This is a genomic window from Streptomyces sp. VNUA24 (assembly GCF_029167005.1).
Classification (GTDB): Bacteria; Actinomycetota; Actinomycetes; order Streptomycetales; family Streptomycetaceae; genus Streptomyces; species Streptomyces scabiei.
The window spans coordinates 2,435,908-2,453,457 of record NZ_CP119143.1 but is presented as its reverse complement, the minus strand read 5'-3'; the positions used below and the strand labels follow the sequence as shown (position 1 = coordinate 2,453,457).

Sequence of the window (17,550 nt, the reverse complement as noted above, 5' to 3'; positions counted from 1 at the left end):
CCATGACCCTGTCCTCCGCCTACACGGACTACACGACCGGGGCACCGGTCGTCGACGGCAAGGCCCCCGCGGGGCCGGTCGCCGAGCGCTGGGACCGGCGCCGCTTCGAGGCCAAGCTGGTCAACCCCGCCAACCGCCGCAAGCACACGGTGATCGTCGTCGGTACGGGCCTCGCGGGCGGTTCTGCGGGTGCCACGCTCGCCGAACAGGGGTACCACGTCGTCCAGTTCTGCTACCAGGACTCCCCGCGCCGCGCCCACTCGATCGCCGCGCAGGGCGGCATCAACGCGGCCAAGAACTACCGCAACGACGGCGACTCGGTCCACCGGCTGTTCTACGACACCGTCAAGGGCGGCGACTTCCGGGCACGGGAGTCGAACGTCCACCGGCTCGCGCAGATCTCCGTCGAGATCATCGACCAGTGCGTGGCCCAGGGCGTGCCCTTCGCCCGGGAGTACGGCGGACTGCTCGACACGCGCTCCTTCGGCGGCGTCCAGGTGTCGCGGACGTTCTACGCCCGGGGCCAGACGGGTCAGCAACTGCTGCTGGGTGCCTACCAGGCGCTGAGCAGGCAGATCGCGGCCGGGAACGTGGAGATGCACCCGCGCACCGAGATGCTCGACCTGATCGTGGTCGACGGGCGGGCGCGCGGCATCGTGGCCCGGGACCTGATCACGGGGAGGATCGACACCTACTTCGCGGACGCCGTGGTGCTGGCGAGCGGCGGGTACGGCAACGTCTTCTACCTGTCGACCAACGCCATGAACTCCAACGCCACCGCCGTGTGGCGGGCGCACCGGCGGGGTGCGCTGTTCGCGAATCCGTGCTTCACCCAGATCCACCCCACGTGCATCCCCCGCACCGGCGACCACCAGTCCAAACTGACCCTGATGAGCGAGTCGCTGCGCAACGACGGCCGTATCTGGGTGCCGAAGGCGCGCGGCGACCAGCGGCCGGCGAACAAGATCCCCGAGGACGAGCGCGACTACTACCTGGAGCGGATCTACCCCTCCTTCGGCAACCTCGTCCCCCGTGACATCGCCTCCCGCGCCGCGAAGAACGTCTGCGACGAGGGGCGGGGCGTCGGGCCCGGCGGACAGGGCGTCTACCTGGACTTCGCCGACGCCATCGCGCGCATGGGGCGCAAGGCCGTCGAGGCCAAGTACGGCAACCTCTTCGACATGTACCAGCGGATCACCGACGAGGATCCCTACGAGGTGCCGATGCGGATCTACCCGGCCGTGCACTACACGATGGGCGGGCTGTGGGTCGACTACGACCTCCAGACCACCGTCCCGGGCCTGTTCGCCGTCGGCGAGGCCAACTTCTCCGACCACGGCGCCAACCGGCTCGGCGCCTCCGCGCTCATGCAGGGCCTCGCCGACGGCTACTTCGTGCTGCCGGCCACCATCAACGACTACCTCGCCCGGCACCCGGAGCAGGACGGCATCGGCCCCGAACACCCCGTCGTCCAGGAGGTGCTGGCCGAGACCGAGGACCGGCTGAACCTGCTGCTCGCCGTCGACGGAGACCGCACGCCCGACTCCTTCCACCGTGAACTCGGCGAACTGATGTGGGAGTTCTGCGGCATGGCCCGCACCGACAGCGGCCTGCGCAAGGCCCTGGAGCGGATCCCGCAGATCCGGGAGGAGTTCTGGCGGCGGATCAAGGTCCCGGGGACGGGTGAGGAGTTCAACCAGTCCCTGGAGAAGGCCAACCGGATCGTCGACTACCTCGAACTCGCCGAGCTGATGTGCCTCGACGCGCTGCACCGCGCCGAGTCCTGCGGCGGCCACTTCCGTGAGGAGTCCCAGACGGCCGACGGTGAGGCGGAGCGCCGCGACGAGGAGTTCTCCTACGCCGCCGCCTGGGAGTTCACCGGCACCGGCACGGCCCCCGTCCTGCACCGGGAAGACCTGGTCTTCGAGTACGTCCACCCCACCCAGCGGAGCTACGCATGAAGCTGACCCTGCGCGTCTGGCGGCAGCGGAACGCCGACGCCGACGGCGCCATGTCCACGTACGAGGTGGACGGCATCTCCCCCGACATGTCCTTCCTGGAGATGCTCGACACGCTCAACGAGGACCTCATCCTGCGCGGCGAGGACCCGGTGGCCTTCGACCACGACTGCCGGGAGGGGATCTGCGGGGCGTGCTCGCTGGTCATCAACGGCGACGCGCACGGGCCGGAGCGGACGACGACCTGCCAGCTGCACATGCGGTCCTTCTCGGACGGCGACACGATCGACGTCGAACCCTGGCGGGCGGCGGCCTTCCCCGTGGTCAAGGACCTGGTGGTGGACCGGTCGGCGTTCGACCGGATCATCCAGGCCGGGGGCTACATCACCGCGCCGACCGGGGCCGCGCCCGAGGCGCACGCCACGGCCGTCCCCAAGCCGGACGCGGATCTCGCGTTCGAGCACGCGGAGTGCATCGGGTGCGGGGCCTGTGTGGCCGCGTGCCCGAACGGGGCGGCGATGCTGTTCACCTCCGCCAAGATCAACCATCTGAACGTGCTGCCGCAGGGCGCGCCCGAGCGGGAGACCCGCGTGCTGGGCATGGTCGAACAGATGGACGAGGAGGGGTTCGGCGGGTGCACGCTGGCGGGCGAGTGCGCCACGGCCTGCCCCAAGGGCATTCCGCTGATGTCCATCACGAGCATGAACAGGGAGTGGCTGCGGGCAGCCCGGAAGGCCGGGACGAGGTAGCCCGGTACGCGGCGGGGCCGGGCGGGCCCGCCGCGCGCCCCCGCGCGGGGGCAGTGAACGTTCGCCGACAGGTGCGGACGGGCGGGGCCGGGCGTGGTGCTCTCTCCCGGCCCCGCCAAGGTCTCGTCACCGTCGCGACACCCTCCGGTCGACGGACCCGGACGCCCCGGACACCTGGTCCGAGCCGTTCAACCTCTCCACATCCGGGCTCCCGCGACCGGTCACGCGGGTGTCAGCCGACGCCGGGAGAACTGGGGCGGCGGGCCGTACGTCCCCGGGCCCGCCCCTGACGCCGCCGAGGCGGCCCGTGTGACCAGGAGATGCCATGACCGCCTCCACCCTCGACAGCCCGCCCCGGCCGACGGCCCCCACCCGCTACACCGTCACCCTGGCCCGCGGCGAGGAGGACGTCCGCGCCGCCCAGCGGCTGCGGCACGACGTGTTCGCCGGGGAGATGGGGGCCCTGACGGCGTCACCGCAGCCGGGACTCGACATCGACCCCTTCGACGCCTACTGCGACCACCTGCTGGTCCGGGACACCCTGACCGGACAGGTCGTCGGCACCTACCGGCTGCTGCCGCCCGAACGGGCCGCGGTCGCCGGACGGCTGTACTCCGAGGGCGAGTTCGACCTCGGCCGGCTCGACGCGATCCGCCCCTCGCTGGTGGAGGTCGGCCGGTCCTGCGTGCACCCCGACCACCGTGACGGCACCGTGATCGGCCTGATCTGGGCCGGCATCGCCCGCTACATGGTCCAGGGCGGCCACGAGTGGCTGGGCGGCTGCTGCTCCCTCCCGCTCGCCGACGGCGGAGCCCTCGCCGCGGGCACCTGGGACCGGGTCCGGACCAGGAACCTGGCGCCGGAGGAGTACCGGGTACGGCCCCTGCTGCCCTGGGTGCCGAAGGCCGGGGCGGCACGCGGCCGTACCGAGCTGCCGCCGCTGCTGCGCGGCTATCTGCGGCTCGGCGCCTGGGTGTGCGGCGAGCCCGCGCACGACCCCGACTTCGGGGTCGCCGACCTGTACGTCCTGCTGCCGATGCGCCGGGTCGACGCCCGGTACCTGAGGCACTTCCTCTCCCTCGTCCCGGCGGCGTGAACCGGTGAGCGCATGGCTGCCCGGCGCGCCCTGCAGCCCGCGGGCGTGTGTGACGGCGACCGGGCCGGGAGTGTCCCTGCCGCGGGCCGTGGCCCGGTTCGCGGCGGTCGTGGCCCTGGTCGCCGTCGGGGTGCTGGTGAGCCTCGCCGGACTGTGCCCGCCGTCCGGCGTCGTGCGCCGGTGGAGCCGGGCGGTCGTCAGGGCCTCGGGCGTCCGGGTACGGATCTCCGGCGCCGCACCGCCCACCGGAGGACTGCTCCTCGTCGCCAACCACGTCTCCTGGCTCGACATACCGCTGCTCGGAGCGGTGCGTCCGGCCCGGATGCTCGCCAAGGCGGACATCCGGGCGTGGCCGGTGGCGGGTGCTCTCGTCGCGCGCGGCGGGGTGCTGTTCATCGAGCGGGACCGCATCCGCGCGCTGCCGGACACGGTCGCGCGCATCGCCGGGGCCCTGCGCGAGGGTGCGGCCGTCGTCGCCTTCCCCGAGGGGAGCACCTGGTGCGGCCGGGCGCAGGGCCGCTTCCGGCGGGCCGTGTTCCAGGCCGCGCTCGACGCCGGCGTGCCCGTGCAGCCGGTCCGCGTCCGTTACCGAGGGGCCGGGGGAGGGGCGAGCACCGCGCCGGCCTACGTCGGGGACGACCCGCTGCTCGCGTCGGTGTGGCGGGTGGTGTCGTCGCGCGGGATCGTTGCCGAGGTGGAGGTACGGCCCGTCGTCGCCCCGGCCGGCCGGCTCGACCGGCGGACCCTGGCGCGGGCGGCGCAGACGGAGGTGGACGACGGGCCGGCCACCCTCGCGCACATGCCCGAGGCCGCCCACGGCGGTCGCGGGGAGGTCCGCCCGGTCAGTCCTCGGCCGGGGCCCGGCCGAGGCCCGCGATCAGGGACAGCCTCCGGTACGAGTCCAGCAGCGCCTCGCGGTCGTACGTACTCGTCGTGACCAGAACCTCCTGGGCGCCCGTCTCCCCGACCACCGACTCCAGTGCGCGCGCGACCTGTTCCTCCGTGCCGTACACATGGCCGGTCAGCCCGGACTCGTAGAAGGTCCGCTCCCTGGCCGTCATCGACCGCCGTTCGACCTCCTGCGCCGGGGCGAGCGGCGGGAACGTGCCGTGGGTGCGGGAGTACGCCATGGCCCAGGCCTCCGGCAGGAGCAGGCGGCGGGCGTTGTCCTGCGTGTCGGCGACGGCGACCGTGCCGGAGACGACGACGTACGGCTCCTCGGCCCACGCGGACGGGCGGAACCCGGCGCGATAGCGGTCCACGCCCCGCCGCATCCGGTCGCGGTCGCGGAGGTCGCCGATCACCAGCGGCAGGCCCGCCCGCGCGGCGATCTCGGCGCCCTCGCCCATCGCCAGCACGAACGGGGGCACGGCCAGGCCCTCCGGAGGGCGCGCGTGCACCCCGGTCGGGGACGTACCGGCGAACCAGCCGAGCAGCTCGTCGAGCCGGCCCTCGAAGTCCTCGGCGTCCTCCTTGTCCCGGCCCAGTGCGCGGCGCACGCCGTCCGTGAAGCCGACGGAGCGGCCGAGCCCCATGTCGATCCGACCGGGGAACAGGGAGGCGAGGACGCCGAACTGTTCCGCGACGACCAGGGTGCGGTGGTTGGGGAGCATGACTCCGCCGGTGCCCACCCGGATCGTGCGGGTGGCCGCCGCCACGGCCGCGGCCAGCACCGTGGGCGCGGAACCGGCCACCCCGGGCACCCCGTGATGTTCCGACACCCAGAAGCGGTGGAAGCCGAGACGCTCCGCGTGCCGGGCCAGTCGCACGGTGTCGCGCAGGGCCTCGGGGGCGCTGTGGCCCTCGCGGACGCGGGAGCGGTCGAGGACGGAGAAGCGGGTGGCGGCGAGTACGGAGGTCACACAGAGTTCAACGCCCTGGAGGTGAGGGGATTCCCCCCGCCTCACGCGCCGAGCCGCGCCCGGAAGGATCCGGACGCGGCTCGGTGATGCTGAGGTGGTGCGCTGGTGCTACTTGCGGCCGATGGTGACGCCCTTCGTCGTCGAGGCCGTCCGGTTGTCGTAGACCACCTTGCCGTCGGACTTCTTCCAGATCTTGATCTGGAAGGTGTCCGGACCGTCGGTGGCCGTGACGCGGAAGAGGTAACCGCCCTTGCCGTTGACCGTGCCGTAGCCCTGGAGGACCGCCTCGGAGCCGGTGACCACGAGCCACTCGGTGCTGGTGGAGCGGAACTTCAGCTTGGCACCGGCGAAGTCGAACGCGACCTTGCCGGACGGCTTGGTGCCGCTCTTGCCGTACGCGGCGGTGAAGGAGAAGTCCGCCTTGCCGGTCAGCTTCGGGCCTGCCGGGTAGGCCCCGGCGGGGGAGGTGAAGCTGCCGTCACCGGTCGCGCCGCCGGCCTTGCGGTCGTAGACGACCAGCTCGGCGACGGTGTGGCTCACCGAGGCGCCGTCGTCGTCGGTGACGGTGATCACCGGGGCGTAGAGGCCGGCCTTGCGGTAGGTGTGCTCGGCCTTGCAGCTGCCGGCCGTGACCTTGCCGGCCGCCGGCGCGGAACCGTCCTTCCAGTCGATCCGGCAGGTGTGCTCGTCACGGGTGCCCGCGTCGGTGAACTTGACCCGGACCCGGGTGACCTTGCCCGTCTCCACGGTCTTCCCGCTGCTCACCGAGGTGATCTCCGGGGCGGCGTTGGTGACGGTGACGGTGGCCGTGTCCGAGCTGCGGCCGCCGGTCAGGGTGACCTCGTAGGTGCCGTTGTCGGCACAGGTGATCGTGGTCCTCGCGGATCCGGCGTCGGCGAAGACGCAGGGCGCGCCCTTCTCGGCCGTCCACTTGGGGGTGCCCGCGCCGGAGACCGTGCCGTTCAGCTGGATCTTGGCGCCTTCCTTCCCGGAGACGTCCGCGCCGGCCCGGGCGATGGCGACCGGGTCGATGCTCTCCAGGGTGGGGACGACGTTCTTCAGCAGGCCGTCGGCGTCGAACTCCAGCTTGTCGATGGTGGTTTCGCGGTGGGTGCCGTCTCCGCCCGGGATGGCGAAGCGGTGGTAGGCGATGTACCAGTCGTCGGTGCCGGGGACGTGGACCACGGAGTGGTGGCCGGGGCCCTTGATGCCGAGCGAGAGGTCCTTCTCCAGGATGACGCCCCGCTTGGTCCAGGGACCGGTGGGCGAGGAGCCGGTGGCGTAGGCGACCCGGTAGTTCTCGTCACGTGTGTCGTTCTCCGACCACATGAAGTAGTAGGTGCCCTTGCGCTTGATGACGAACGTGCCCTCGTTGTAGCCGCTGGGGGTGATGTCCGAGATCTTGGCGGAGTCGAACGACACCATGTCGTCGTTCAGCGGGACCACGTAGGCGTGGCCGTTGCCCCAGTAGAGGTACGACGTGCCGTCGTCGTCGGTGAAGACCGCCGGGTCGATCATCTGACCCGGGAGGGTTCCGGCCTTCAGCAGCGGCTTGCCGAGCGCGTCCTTGAACGGGCCGGTGGGCGAGTCGGAGACCGCGACACCGATGTTCGCGTCGGCGCAGAAGTAGAAGTAGTACTTGCCGTCGCGCTCCTCCATCGCGGGGGCCCAGGCCCTGCTGTCCGCCCAGGAGACGTCCGGGCCGAGGTCCAGGATGACGCCGTGGTCCTTCCAGTTGACCAGGTCCTTGGAGGAGTACGCCTTGAACTGCGTACCGCTCCAGCCCTCGAAGCCGTCGGTGGTCGGGTAGATGTAGAAGGTGTCGCCGAAGCGGACGATGTTCGGGTCCGCGTTGAGGCCGGGCAGCACCGGGCTCTTGAGCTCGCGTGCCGACACCGTCCAGGTGCGCTTCTTGCCGTCGGATCCGGTGACCTCGTACTTCACCGGCTTGGTGAAGTTCTGCGCGGTGCCGGAGGCGGGGCTGATCTTCGCTCCGTGGGCGAGGGTGAACTCCGGGGCCAGCTTGGTCAGATCGGTGCCCGGCTTCATCGGCAGCGTGACGCGGCTGCCGGCGTCGTCGATGACGGCGTCCGTCTTCTGCGCCGGGTGGGTCACCTTGGCGATGCCCGTGGTGTTGCCGCTGATCTCCAGGACCTCGGCGGGCGTCAGGGCCCGGTCGTAGATCCGGAAGTCGTCGACCTCACCGCCGAAGTAGGGGTCGGGGGAGTACATGGACCGGCCGATGTAGCCGCTGTAGTCCTTGTTCGCGTCGTACAGGTCGGACGGCTTGACGGTGACGTCGGTGGCGCGGGACACCTCGGTGCCGTCCACGTACAGGACCGCCGTCTTGGCGCCGCCGTCGACGGTGACGGTGACGTGCTGCCACTTGTCGGCGGTGAGCCGCGCTCCCGACAGCTTCTTCTCCGCGCCCCAACTGGCCGCGGTGATCGCCGAGTAGAGAGCGGAGGAACCGTTCGACGGGCTGGCGAACAGGTACTTGTTGCTGTCCGGGCCGAGGCCGAACAGCCACTGCCAGTTGTCGCCGCCCTTCCACTTCGCGTACGTGGAGACGGTGACGCTGTCGGCGCCCTTCAGCACGCCGTTCGGGATCTTGACATAGGGGGAGCTGGAACCGCTGTTGCCGCCGGACATCTTGAACGATCCGCCGTCGACACCGGTCGCGAAGTCGGGCGTGCGGACATAGGTGCCGTGGTAGCCGTGGCCGCTGGAGTCACGGGCGATGCTGCCGCCCTTCTCGTCGAAGCCGTAGTGCACGAGCAGGTCGGCCGGGACGTCCGGGCCCTCGGTGGAGACCGTGACCTCGGCGCGGACCTCGATGGCCGAGTCGCCGGGCAGGTCGCCCTTCACCGTGAAGGTGCCGGCCTGCGCGTACTTCGAGGGGTCCACGTCCGCCCAGGTGACGGCGACGGGCCGCTTCGCGCCGTCGGCGAACTCGGCGATGACGGTGGCCGGCAGGACCGGGGCGTCACCGATGCGGGTCCTGACCTTCACGTCCTCGACGCTCGTGACGATCCCGTCGGGCTGGTAGGTCTTCAGCAGCCGGTCGTACTCGGACTGCGTGACCGGGAGCACGGTGCCGTGCCGGGGCTTGGACGGCAGGTCGTAGCCCGTGGACGGGGTCCAGACGCCGGAGTCCAGGTCCTTCGTCTCGAAGGGGATGTAGCCGCGGCCGCCGAACTCGTCGAGGAACGCGTACCACTTGTCCTCGGTGTTCGACTTGAACACCAGCGGTCCCTCGGCGGCGCTCATCGTGCCCTTGCCGATGCCCTCGGCGACGGCGGTCCAGGAGAGGCTGCGGAGCGTGTCGCTCTTCTCCTCGAAGATGAACTTGCTGTTGGGGGTGGAGGAGCTGTTGTTCCGCTCGTCCTTGGAGAGGCGGTAGTACTCGCCGTCGTGCTGGATGACCGTGGAGTCGATGACGGAGTAGCCGCGGTCGACCCAGACCTTGGGCTCGCTGAACGTGTAGAAGTCACGGGTCGTCGCGTACATCATGCGGTTGTACGTGTCGCCGGAGTGGGCCTCGTTGTCGTACAGCTTCGACGCCCAGAACACCACGTACTCGCCGCGCTGGTCGTCGTAGTACGCCTCGGGGGCCCAGGTGTTGCCGGCCGAGTCGGGGGAGACCTTCACCAGGCGCTGGTTCGTCCAGTGCACCAGGTCGGTGGACTCCCAGACCATGATGGACTTGCTGCCGGTGCGCTGCGAGGCGTCCCAGTCGCCGTTGCCGTAGATCTTCAGGTCGGTGGCGATCTGGTAGAACTTGTCGCCCTCGGGGGAGCGGATGATGAACGGGTCGCGCAGGCCCTTCTCGCCGAGCGTGGAGGTGAGGACCGGCTTGCCGTCGTTCAGCTCCCGCCACTTCAGCGGGTCGTTGCCCTTGCTGAGCGCCGCGTACAGCTGCTCGCCGTCCGAGGTGCCCTCGCCGGTGAAGTAGCTGAACATGTAGCCCTTGAGGGCTTCCTTCGCGGGCAGTTCCGGCACCTTCGCGGTGAAGGTGCGGGTGGTCTTCGCGTCGCCCTTGGTGACCGTCGCGGTCAGTGCCGCGGTCGTGTCGCCGCCGCCGTGCGCGGGACGCTTCACCACGCCGTCCGCCGAGACGACGTCCGGGTTCGCGGAGGACCAGGAGACCTTCGTGCCGAAGTCGCCGTCGCCCGGGAGCGTGAGGTTGCCGCGGACGTCGTCGAGGTTGCGCACCGTCAGGGCCTCGGCGGCCTGCTTGACGGCGGTGGTGTCGTCGAACGTCGGCAGTACCGTGACCTCGAAGGACTTGGTCGCGGTCGCGGGACCCTTCTTCAGGGTCGCCGTCAGCGTGGCGTGGCCGTTCGGCTCACCGGCGGCGGGGCGGGTCACCGCGCCGGAGTTCGAGACCACGCCGGTGTTGTCGCTCTTCCAGGTGATCGTGGAGCCCCCGGCCGTACCGGTCTTCGGCAGGGTCAGGTCGGCGGTCACCGCACTGGTGTCGCCCAGGGTGAGGGCGGCCTTGTCGGCGGCGAGGCCCTCCTCGGCGATGGGGAGCGCGAGCTGCTCGACCTCGGAGCCGGCGAGCGCGCGGTCGTAGACCCGGAAGTCACGGATCTTGCCCTTGAAGAGCTTGTCGCCGGTGTAGACCGACTTGCCTATGTAGTTGGCGGTCGTCGTGCCCGCACCGATGGACCCCGGGGTGATGGTGACCGACGTGTTGCGGCCGACCTCGGCGCCGTCCTCGTACAGGACGCCCGTGGTGCCGGTCTGGGTATAGGTGAGCTGCTTCCACACCGAGCGGCTCAGGTTGTGCCCGTCGGAGGGCCGGGTGTTCTGCTCGGTCGACCAGTTGCCCGAAGCGATCGCCGTGCGCAGCGAGTTGCCGGTGGCGAAGAGGTAGCCGTTGCCCGCGCCGCTGGTGGTGTTGCCGAAGCCGTAGATGAAGTACGGACCGGTCTGCGACTCGTCCATCAGCACGTCCATGGAGACGCTGATGGAGTTCATGCCCTTCATGACGTCGTTCGGCACCTTGATGTAGGTGTCCGACCCGTTGAAGGAGAGCCCCTGGCCGTCGCCCGTCCAGCCGGCGGCGCCGTTCACCGTGCCGTCGCGGCCGTGGCCGGAGGCGTCGACGGCCTTGCTGCCGGAGGTGGCGTCGAGCTTGTACCAGAGGGCCAGCCCGTCGGTGAGGCCGGCGGCGTCCGCGGCGGCCGGGGCGGCCGGCCCGGCCAGTCCCAGGACGAGTGACGCGGCGGTCAGTCCGGCGAGCGGACCCGCCCAGCGTCTCGCGCGGCCGCGCAGACGTTCGATGTACGTCATATCGAGTTATCCCTGCTGAGAGCACGGCTGATGAAGGGGTGGCGAAGGCAAGGTGAACGCAAGAGGGGAGGGGTCGGGAAGAGGCGGGAACCCTCGCCCCGGGCATCCCGCTGTTTCGACCATGTGACGTCGTGTTGCGAGAGTGTCAATCGGCGTGTGCTGAGGCGTCAAGAGGTTTCGAACAATGTCCGACATGCCGAACACAGAACCCCCGTTCCCCGGGGGACATCCCGGGAGAACGGGGGCTTCATGGACCGCGTCCGCTTTTCGCGGACCTCGTCTACTGGACGGGGTCGTGGACCTCGTCTACTGGACGGGGCGTATCAGTTCCCAGGTGTCGACGGCGAAGTCCAGCTTCATGCCGTGCCGTTCGTAGAGGGCGAGGGCACCGGTGCTGTTGTCGGTGTCGACGCCCAGGCCGATGCGGTCGCGGCCCAGCGCGGCGAAGTGACCGAAGGCGTGGCCGAGGAGCAGACTGCCCAGGCCCCGGCCCCGGGCCTCGCGCAGGACACCGATGCTGGAGATCCAGGCCATCGCGGACCGGTCGTTGCGGCTCCGCAGGGCCGCCGTGTCACCGAGGCCGTCGACATGCGCGATCCAGACCAGCGACCAGTCGACGTGCTCGGCGTCGATGTCGTCCAGCCACTGCTCGTACGTACGCGGCTGGAAGTCGAAGTGGTCGGCGAACGCCGCCTGGAGCAGGGCGTGGGCCGTCCTGCGGTCCGGCTCGGACACGCAGTCGCGCAGAGTGACGCCGGGCGGGGGAGTCGCCGGCGGCTCGCCGGGGGACAGGGGGCGGGCCATCACGTGGTAGCGGCGGACCGCGCGCCAGCCGCGCCCGCGCAGGGCGTCCAGGTCCATCGTGGGCGCGATGTTGAGGTGCATGTGCACGACGGCCCGGCTCGCTCCGTTGGCCGCCGCGCGCTCCACCGCGCGGGCCTCCATCAGATCGAACAGGTGCAGGGCGCCGAGGGGGTGGTCCGGCAGCGTGTAGTGGTCCATGTCGATGCGTTCACCGCCGGACTCGTCCCACTGCAGGCCGTACGCCACCAGGCGGTCGCCGTCGAACAACAGCCAGGAGTCACGCGCCAGATCCGCCTCGGGATGCTTCAGGTCGGCCCGTACCTCGCCCAGTTCGGTCTCGGCGCGCCCGATCTCCAGCACGTCGATCTCGTTGAGCAGCGCGCACACCGCCTCCGCGTCGTCGAGCGTCGCCGGGCGCACGGTCAGGCCGGGCGGCAGGGGGGTGGGGTGTGTCGTCGTCATGGGGCCACTGTCGGGGGGCGGGGGCCGGGGCCGCAACGGGATTTCGGTCGCGGTGGGGTGCGTTGTCGGGTGCGGGTGCGTGGGGCTTCTCGCGCAGTTCCCCGCGCCCCTAAAGATCAGGCCCCTGCGGGCCTGAAAGCCAACGGCCCTGCGGGAGAAGCCCCACCGGGCCGCAGCCGACAGCTCACGCCGCCACCGGCAACCCCGGCGTCCGGAAGACCCGCCGCTCCGCGTCGACCGCGAACACCTCGCAGCCCTCCCGGGACGCGGCCCATTCGATGCCCTCCGCGCCCATCGCGAAGGCCGCCGTCGCGGTCGCGTCGGCCTCGGTGAGGGACGGGGCCACGACCGTGAGGCTCAGCAGGCCCGTCGCGGGGCGGCCGGTACGGCCGTCGAGGATGTGGTCCCCGCGCTCGTAGCGGGCGGAGGTGGCGACCGCCCCGTCCGTGAGGGACAGGACCGTGCAGAGACGGTCGGCCCGCTCGGGATGCCGTACGCCCACCCGCCACGGACCACCGGTCGCCGCCACGTCACCGCCCGCGTTGAGGCACAGCCGCCGCGCGCCCAGCTCCGTCAGCAGCTCCGCCGCCCGCTGCACGGCCCACCCCTTCACCATGGCGCAGGGGTCGAGCCCGCGTCCCGGCAGCCGTACGTCGAACGCGCCGCCCGTGGCGACCCGGTACTCCTCGCAGAGCGCCAGCACCTCGGCCAGGTCCGGGCTGACCTCCTCCGGCGCCAGTTCGCCCCGGTCCAGCCGCGAGACCTCGCTGTCCTCCCGGAACGGGCTGAACCGCGCGTCGACCTCTCGCAGCCAGGCGAACGCCGGCTCCACGCTCCCGGGCTCGCCGTCCTCGACGAGCAGCGAGATCGGGAACCCCATGATGTGTTCGACGCGGCGCACCGGATCAGACCTTCGTGTCGAGGGCGGCCTGCAGGGACTCCCGGTAGCCGTCGCTGGTGATGGTGGCGCCGGAGACGGTGTCGATGTCGGCGCTCTGCGCCGCCAGCGTCTCCTTGATCAGCACCGGGACGGCCGCCTCGGTCTGCGGGTGGTTCGGCTGCTTCAGCATCTTCACCGAGGCGATCGCGTCACCCTCGAAGGTCACCTGGACCTGGACGTCACCCTTGGACGTGCCGACGGTCGGTCCGGCGACGGTCCGGCTCGTGCTCTCCTGCGATGCCTCGGAGGACCCCGACTCCTCGGCGCCGGAGTCCGTCGAGGACGCCGAGTCGGTCGAGGACGCGGACTTCTCGTTCTCGTCGATCGCCGCCTGGAGGGACTTCCGGTAGGCGTCGCTGGTGATGGTGGCGCCGGAGACGGTGTCGATGTCGGCGCTCTGCGCCGTGAGCGTCTCCTCGATCAGTACCGGCACCGCCGCTTCCGTCTGCGGGTGGTCCGGCTGCTGGAGCATGCTCACGGCCGTGATCTTCTCGCCCCGGAAGGTCGCCTGGACCTGCACGGGACCCTTCTCGGTCTCGACGGTCGGGCCCTTGACCACGGTCGAGCCCGCCGCGGCGGAGGCGGACGGCGCCGGCTCGGCGGTCACCGTGGTGGTCGTCCCGGTCGAGGGGGTGTAACGCCAGACGGGCACCAGCGCGGCCGCGCTGAGGACCAGGGCGGGAATGACTCGTTTCACAGTGCGTTCCTGTCCCTCAGCCGGCCAGGCTGAAGCGTTCGAAGTGGATCTGCGGCTTGGGGACGTCCAGTTCGCGCAGGCTGCCGAGGACCGCGTTCATCATCGGCGGGGGCCCGCACAGGAACACGTCCCGGTCGGTGATGTCCGGCACCATGCGCCGCAGCTCGCCCGCCGCCAGCAGGTCGGGGCTGACGGGGCCGGAGACCAGGTGCAGTTCGGCCCCCTTGTCGAAGGCGAGCTGCTGCAGCTCGTCGTAGAGGACCGCGTCCTGCTCCGCGCCCACCCGGTAGATGACCACCGCGTGGCCCTCGATCTCCTCCAGCAGGGCCCGGATCGGGGTGACACCGACGCCGCCGGCGATGAGCACGGACTCCGGCCGGGTGCGGTGCATCGCGGTGAAGGCGCCGTACGGGCCCTCGGCGAAGACACGGGTGCCGACCTTCACCTGGCGCAGGGCGGCGGAGCCCGCGCCGGCCGCCTTCGCGGTCAGCCGCAGCTGCCTGCCGTCGGGCGCGGCCGACAGCGAGAAGGGGTTGGCCTGCCACCAGCGGTCCCGGGTCAGGAACCGCCACAGGAAGAACTGGCCGGCCCGGGCGGGCATCCGGTCCAGGTCACGACCGCTCATGTAGATCGACACGACGTTGTCGGCCTCGGGCACGACGGCGGTGACCCGCAGCTGGTGACGCCAGTTGCGCCACAGCGGCAGCACCAGTCTGCCCAGGAACACGGAGGCCAGGGCCAGGCCCCACAGCGCGTACCAGTACGCCGTCGCCGTCTTCGAGGAGGCGAAGGAGGTGCCCGCCGCGACCTGGTGCGTGAAGGCCAGCACCACCGCGACGTAGGTGTAGAGGTGGATGAAGTGCCAGGTCTCGTAGGCCAGCCTGCGGCGGGCGAAGCGGGCCGAGACGACACCGATCACGATGATGATGCCGAGCGCGACGATCGCGCGCAGCACGCCCTCGACGGTCTCGGCGAGGTCGACCAGCTGGCTGACCGGGTCCATGTCCGAGGACTGCGCGTACCCGAAGCTGATGAAGGTGCCGTGCGCGACCAGCAGCCAGAGCACCGAGAAGCCCGTCCAGCGGTGCCAGGAGGTCAGCCGGTCCATGCCGATGCGTCGGTCGAACCACGGCAGCCGGGCCACCAGCAGCAGCTGGAACGCCATCAGCAGCGCACCGTACAGACCGGTCAGGCGGCCCAGCACGATGAGGGCGTTCGAGGCGAAGCCCCCCTGCACGAAGAAGAAGGTCACCACGGCCACGTTCGCCGCCAGCACCGTGTACAGACCGGTGCGGGCGACCACTTTGGGGCGTGCTCCCGGGCGGCCGACCGCCGCGGGGGGTGGTTGGAGAGTGGTCACGGTGACAGCTCCTTGATCAGGTGGGGATACGAGCTTCGCCGGTCCGCGCTGTCGTTTTCCTGTCGGACAACTTTCAAGTTTTTATCGATCGGCTGCCGAATCGTGAGCGGCTATGGCGTCCGGCGATCGGTGCCGCACTATGAGCACGTGGAAAAAGTGCGACTTCTCGTGGTGGACGACGATCCGCCGATCGCTGACCTGGTGGCGACCGTCGCCCGCTACGAAGGCTGGGAGGCGGTCACGGCACACTCCGGCGAGGAGGCGCTCAGGCAGGCGGCCGCGTTCCGTCCCGACATCGTGGTCCTGGACCTGATGCTGCCGGGCGTGGACGGCTTCGGCGTGCTCGACCGGTTGCGCCAGTCCGGCACGATGGTGCCCGTGGTGTTCCTGACCGCCCGCGACGGTGTCGCCGACCGCGTCGCCGGTCTCACCCGGGGCGGCGACGACTACCTGGTCAAGCCCTTCGCCGTGGAGGAGTTGATGGCCCGGCTGCGCACCGTCCTGCGGCGCAGCGCCGGGCCCGCCTTCCAGCGGTCCGTGCTCCATGTCGCGGACCTGTCGATGGACGAGGACACCCGCGAGGTCCGGCGCGGCGACAAGCTCCTGACCCTCACCCCCACCGAGTACGAGGTCCTGCGCTACCTCATGCGCAAGTCCCCGACGGTCCTCACCAAGGCACAGATCCTCGACCACGTCTGGGAGTACGGCTTCGGCGGCCGCTCCAACGTCGTCGAGCTGGTCGTCAGCCGGCTGCGCCGCAAGCTGGACGACACCGGCGAGCCCCTCATCCACACCGTCCGCGGCTTCGGCTACGTCCTGCGGCAGGCCACGGAGTGATCGCCCGTCTCCGGCAGAGCTACCGCTCCACGCGCCTCGGCACCCGGCTGGCCCTCGGCCTCGGCGCCCTGGCGCTCGTCGTGTTCGCCGTCGTCGGCAACGCACTGACCATGTACATGCGCGACTATCTCTCCGCCCAGCTCACCGAGCAGCTGAGGATCGCGCAGGTCGCCCAGTCCAAGAGCATCGCGGACGACGGCACGCTCAAGGGCAAGAAGTACTGGGGGTGGTACTACGCGGTGTACGACACCTCCGGCGGCACCCCGGTGCTCCGCACGCCCGAGGACCCCGCCGACGTGCCCAAGGACATCGAGGAGTTCACCCTCGTGGCCAAGGCGCTGACCGCCGAGGGCACGGAGGTCACCCGCACCGAGTACCTCAAGGGCGCGGGCCAGTACCGGCTGCGGGGCTGCGAGGTGGAGCCCGGCCTGGTCCTGGTCAGCGCCGCGCCGATGGACGACATCGACGACACCGTGACCCGGCTGATCACGGTCCAGGTGGTCACCTTCGCCCTCGCCCTGCTGGCGCTCGTCGTGTTCGGCCGGGCCATGCTGCGGCGCGGGCTGAAACCGCTGAGCGACATGGCGCACACCGCCCGCGGCATCACCTCGCACGACCTCACGGACTCGGCACGGCTGCCCGTCCGCCACGACAACCGCGACGGCGGCTTCGAGGTCGAGGAGCTGCGCACCGCCTTCAACACGATGCTGGAGCACATCGACGACGCGCTCGCCGTGCGCACCGAGGCCGAACAGCGCCTGCGCCGCTTCGTCGCCGACGCCTCCCACGAACTGCGCACCCCCCTGATGTCGGTGCGCGGCTACGCCGACCTCTTCCAGTACGCCGCCGCCCACAGCCCCGAGGAACGCGACAAGCACCTCGCCCGGCTGCGCGCGGAGGCCGCCCGCATGGGGTACCTGCTGGACGACCTGCTGATGCTCGCCCGTCTCGACGCCGCCGACGTCGAGACCCCCCTGCGGCTGGAGGAGGCCGATCTGGTGGAGCTGGCGGTCCAGGCGGCGGACGCCTTCCGCGCCGGCCACCCGGACCACCCGCTGACCGTGACGACCGGCTCCGACCCCGTACGCCTGCGCCTGGACCCCCTGCGTCTGCGCCAGGTCCTCGACAACCTCCTCACCAACGCCGCCGTGCACACCCCGCGCGGCACGGAGGTCCGTCTGGAGGTGCGCGTCGCGTCCGGCGCGGCCGAGGTGCGGATCACCGACCTCGGCCCGGGTATCCCGGCCGACGACCAGGAGCGCGTCTTCGACCGCTTCTACCGTGTCGACAAGGCCCGCAGCCGTGACCGGGGCGGCAGCGGTCTCGGCCTCGCCGTCGCCCGCTCCCTGGTCCGCGCCCACGGCGGCACCCTCACCCTGACCGCCGAGCCGGGCACGACGATGTTCACGGTGCGCCTGCCGTCGGACGGCGGGGAGGGCGAGGGCGAGGGCGAGGCGTAGCGGAGGGGGCGCGATCGCCCCGGC

Annotated in this window: 12 protein-coding genes; 6 read left to right on the top strand and 6 right to left on the bottom strand. The window is 71.2% G+C overall.

What is annotated here, in order from left to right:
* Positions 1–2: 2 nt before the first annotated feature.
* The 4 genes from PYR72_RS10205 to PYR72_RS10190 all read left to right on the top strand — a co-directional run bounded on the left by PYR72_RS10205 (position 3) and on the right by PYR72_RS10190 (position 4,740).
* Positions 3–1,961, top strand: a complete 1,959-nt coding sequence (locus tag PYR72_RS10205; protein ID WP_275455017.1) for a fumarate reductase/succinate dehydrogenase flavoprotein subunit — start codon at positions 3–5, stop codon at positions 1,959–1,961.
* Positions 1,958–2,707 carry a succinate dehydrogenase/fumarate reductase iron-sulfur subunit gene (locus PYR72_RS10200; protein WP_275455016.1) on the top strand — a complete coding sequence of 250 codons (750 nt, stop codon included), beginning with the start codon at positions 1,958–1,960 and terminating at the stop codon, positions 2,705–2,707. The genes PYR72_RS10205 and PYR72_RS10200 overlap by 4 nt, the downstream gene beginning before the upstream one ends.
* Positions 2,708–3,032: 325 nt before the next feature.
* Positions 3,033–3,803, top strand: a complete 771-nt coding sequence (locus PYR72_RS10195) for a GNAT family N-acyltransferase (RefSeq protein ID WP_275455015.1) — start codon at positions 3,033–3,035, stop codon at positions 3,801–3,803.
* Positions 3,804–3,807: 4 nt separating this feature from the next.
* A complete protein-coding gene (locus PYR72_RS10190) occupies positions 3,808–4,740 on the top strand; it encodes a lysophospholipid acyltransferase family protein (protein WP_275455014.1) in 933 nt (310 codons plus the stop codon).
* Here the strand turns inward: PYR72_RS10190 and PYR72_RS10185 are convergent.
* The 6 genes from PYR72_RS10185 to PYR72_RS10160 all read right to left on the bottom strand — a co-directional run bounded on the left by PYR72_RS10185 (position 4,646) and on the right by PYR72_RS10160 (position 15,229).
* Positions 4,646–5,665, bottom strand: a complete 1,020-nt coding sequence (locus PYR72_RS10185; RefSeq protein WP_275455013.1) for an LLM class flavin-dependent oxidoreductase — start codon at positions 5,663–5,665, stop codon at positions 4,646–4,648. The two genes, PYR72_RS10190 and PYR72_RS10185, sit on opposite strands and share 95 nt — an antisense overlap.
* A 108-nt stretch (positions 5,666–5,773) precedes the next feature.
* The gene (locus PYR72_RS10180; RefSeq protein ID WP_275455012.1) at positions 5,774–10,966 is read right to left on the bottom strand and encodes a family 43 glycosylhydrolase; all 5,193 of its coding nucleotides are present in this window, start codon (positions 10,964–10,966) and stop codon (positions 5,774–5,776) included.
* A 306-nt stretch (positions 10,967–11,272) separates the two neighbouring features.
* On the bottom strand, positions 11,273–12,232 hold the full coding sequence (locus PYR72_RS10175; RefSeq protein WP_275455011.1) for a GNAT family N-acetyltransferase: 960 nt from the start codon (positions 12,230–12,232) through the stop codon (positions 11,273–11,275).
* A 184-nt stretch (positions 12,233–12,416) separates the two neighbouring features.
* On the bottom strand, positions 12,417–13,133 hold the full coding sequence (locus PYR72_RS10170; protein WP_275455010.1) for an FAD:protein FMN transferase: 717 nt from the start codon (positions 13,131–13,133) through the stop codon (positions 12,417–12,419).
* Between the two features lie 4 nt (positions 13,134–13,137).
* Complete coding sequence (locus PYR72_RS10165; protein WP_275455009.1) at positions 13,138–13,869, bottom strand: FMN-binding protein; 732 nt, start codon at positions 13,867–13,869, stop codon at positions 13,138–13,140.
* A 16-nt stretch (positions 13,870–13,885) separates the two neighbouring features.
* Entirely contained in the window at positions 13,886–15,229 is a 1,344-nt protein-coding gene (locus tag PYR72_RS10160; RefSeq protein ID WP_275455008.1) for a ferric reductase-like transmembrane domain-containing protein, read from the bottom strand.
* Between the two features lie 147 nt (positions 15,230–15,376).
* Between PYR72_RS10160 and PYR72_RS10155 the strand changes: the two genes are divergently transcribed.
* Both PYR72_RS10155 and PYR72_RS10150 read left to right on the top strand, forming a co-directional pair.
* A complete protein-coding gene (locus PYR72_RS10155; RefSeq protein WP_012999036.1) occupies positions 15,377–16,066 on the top strand; it encodes a response regulator transcription factor in 690 nt (229 codons plus the stop codon).
* Positions 16,063–17,526: a HAMP domain-containing sensor histidine kinase gene (locus PYR72_RS10150; protein WP_275455007.1), complete on the top strand. Its 1,464-nt coding sequence runs from the start codon at positions 16,063–16,065 to the stop codon at positions 17,524–17,526. Before PYR72_RS10155 ends, PYR72_RS10150 begins: the two co-directional genes overlap by 4 nt.
* Positions 17,527–17,550: the final 24 nt, after the last annotated feature.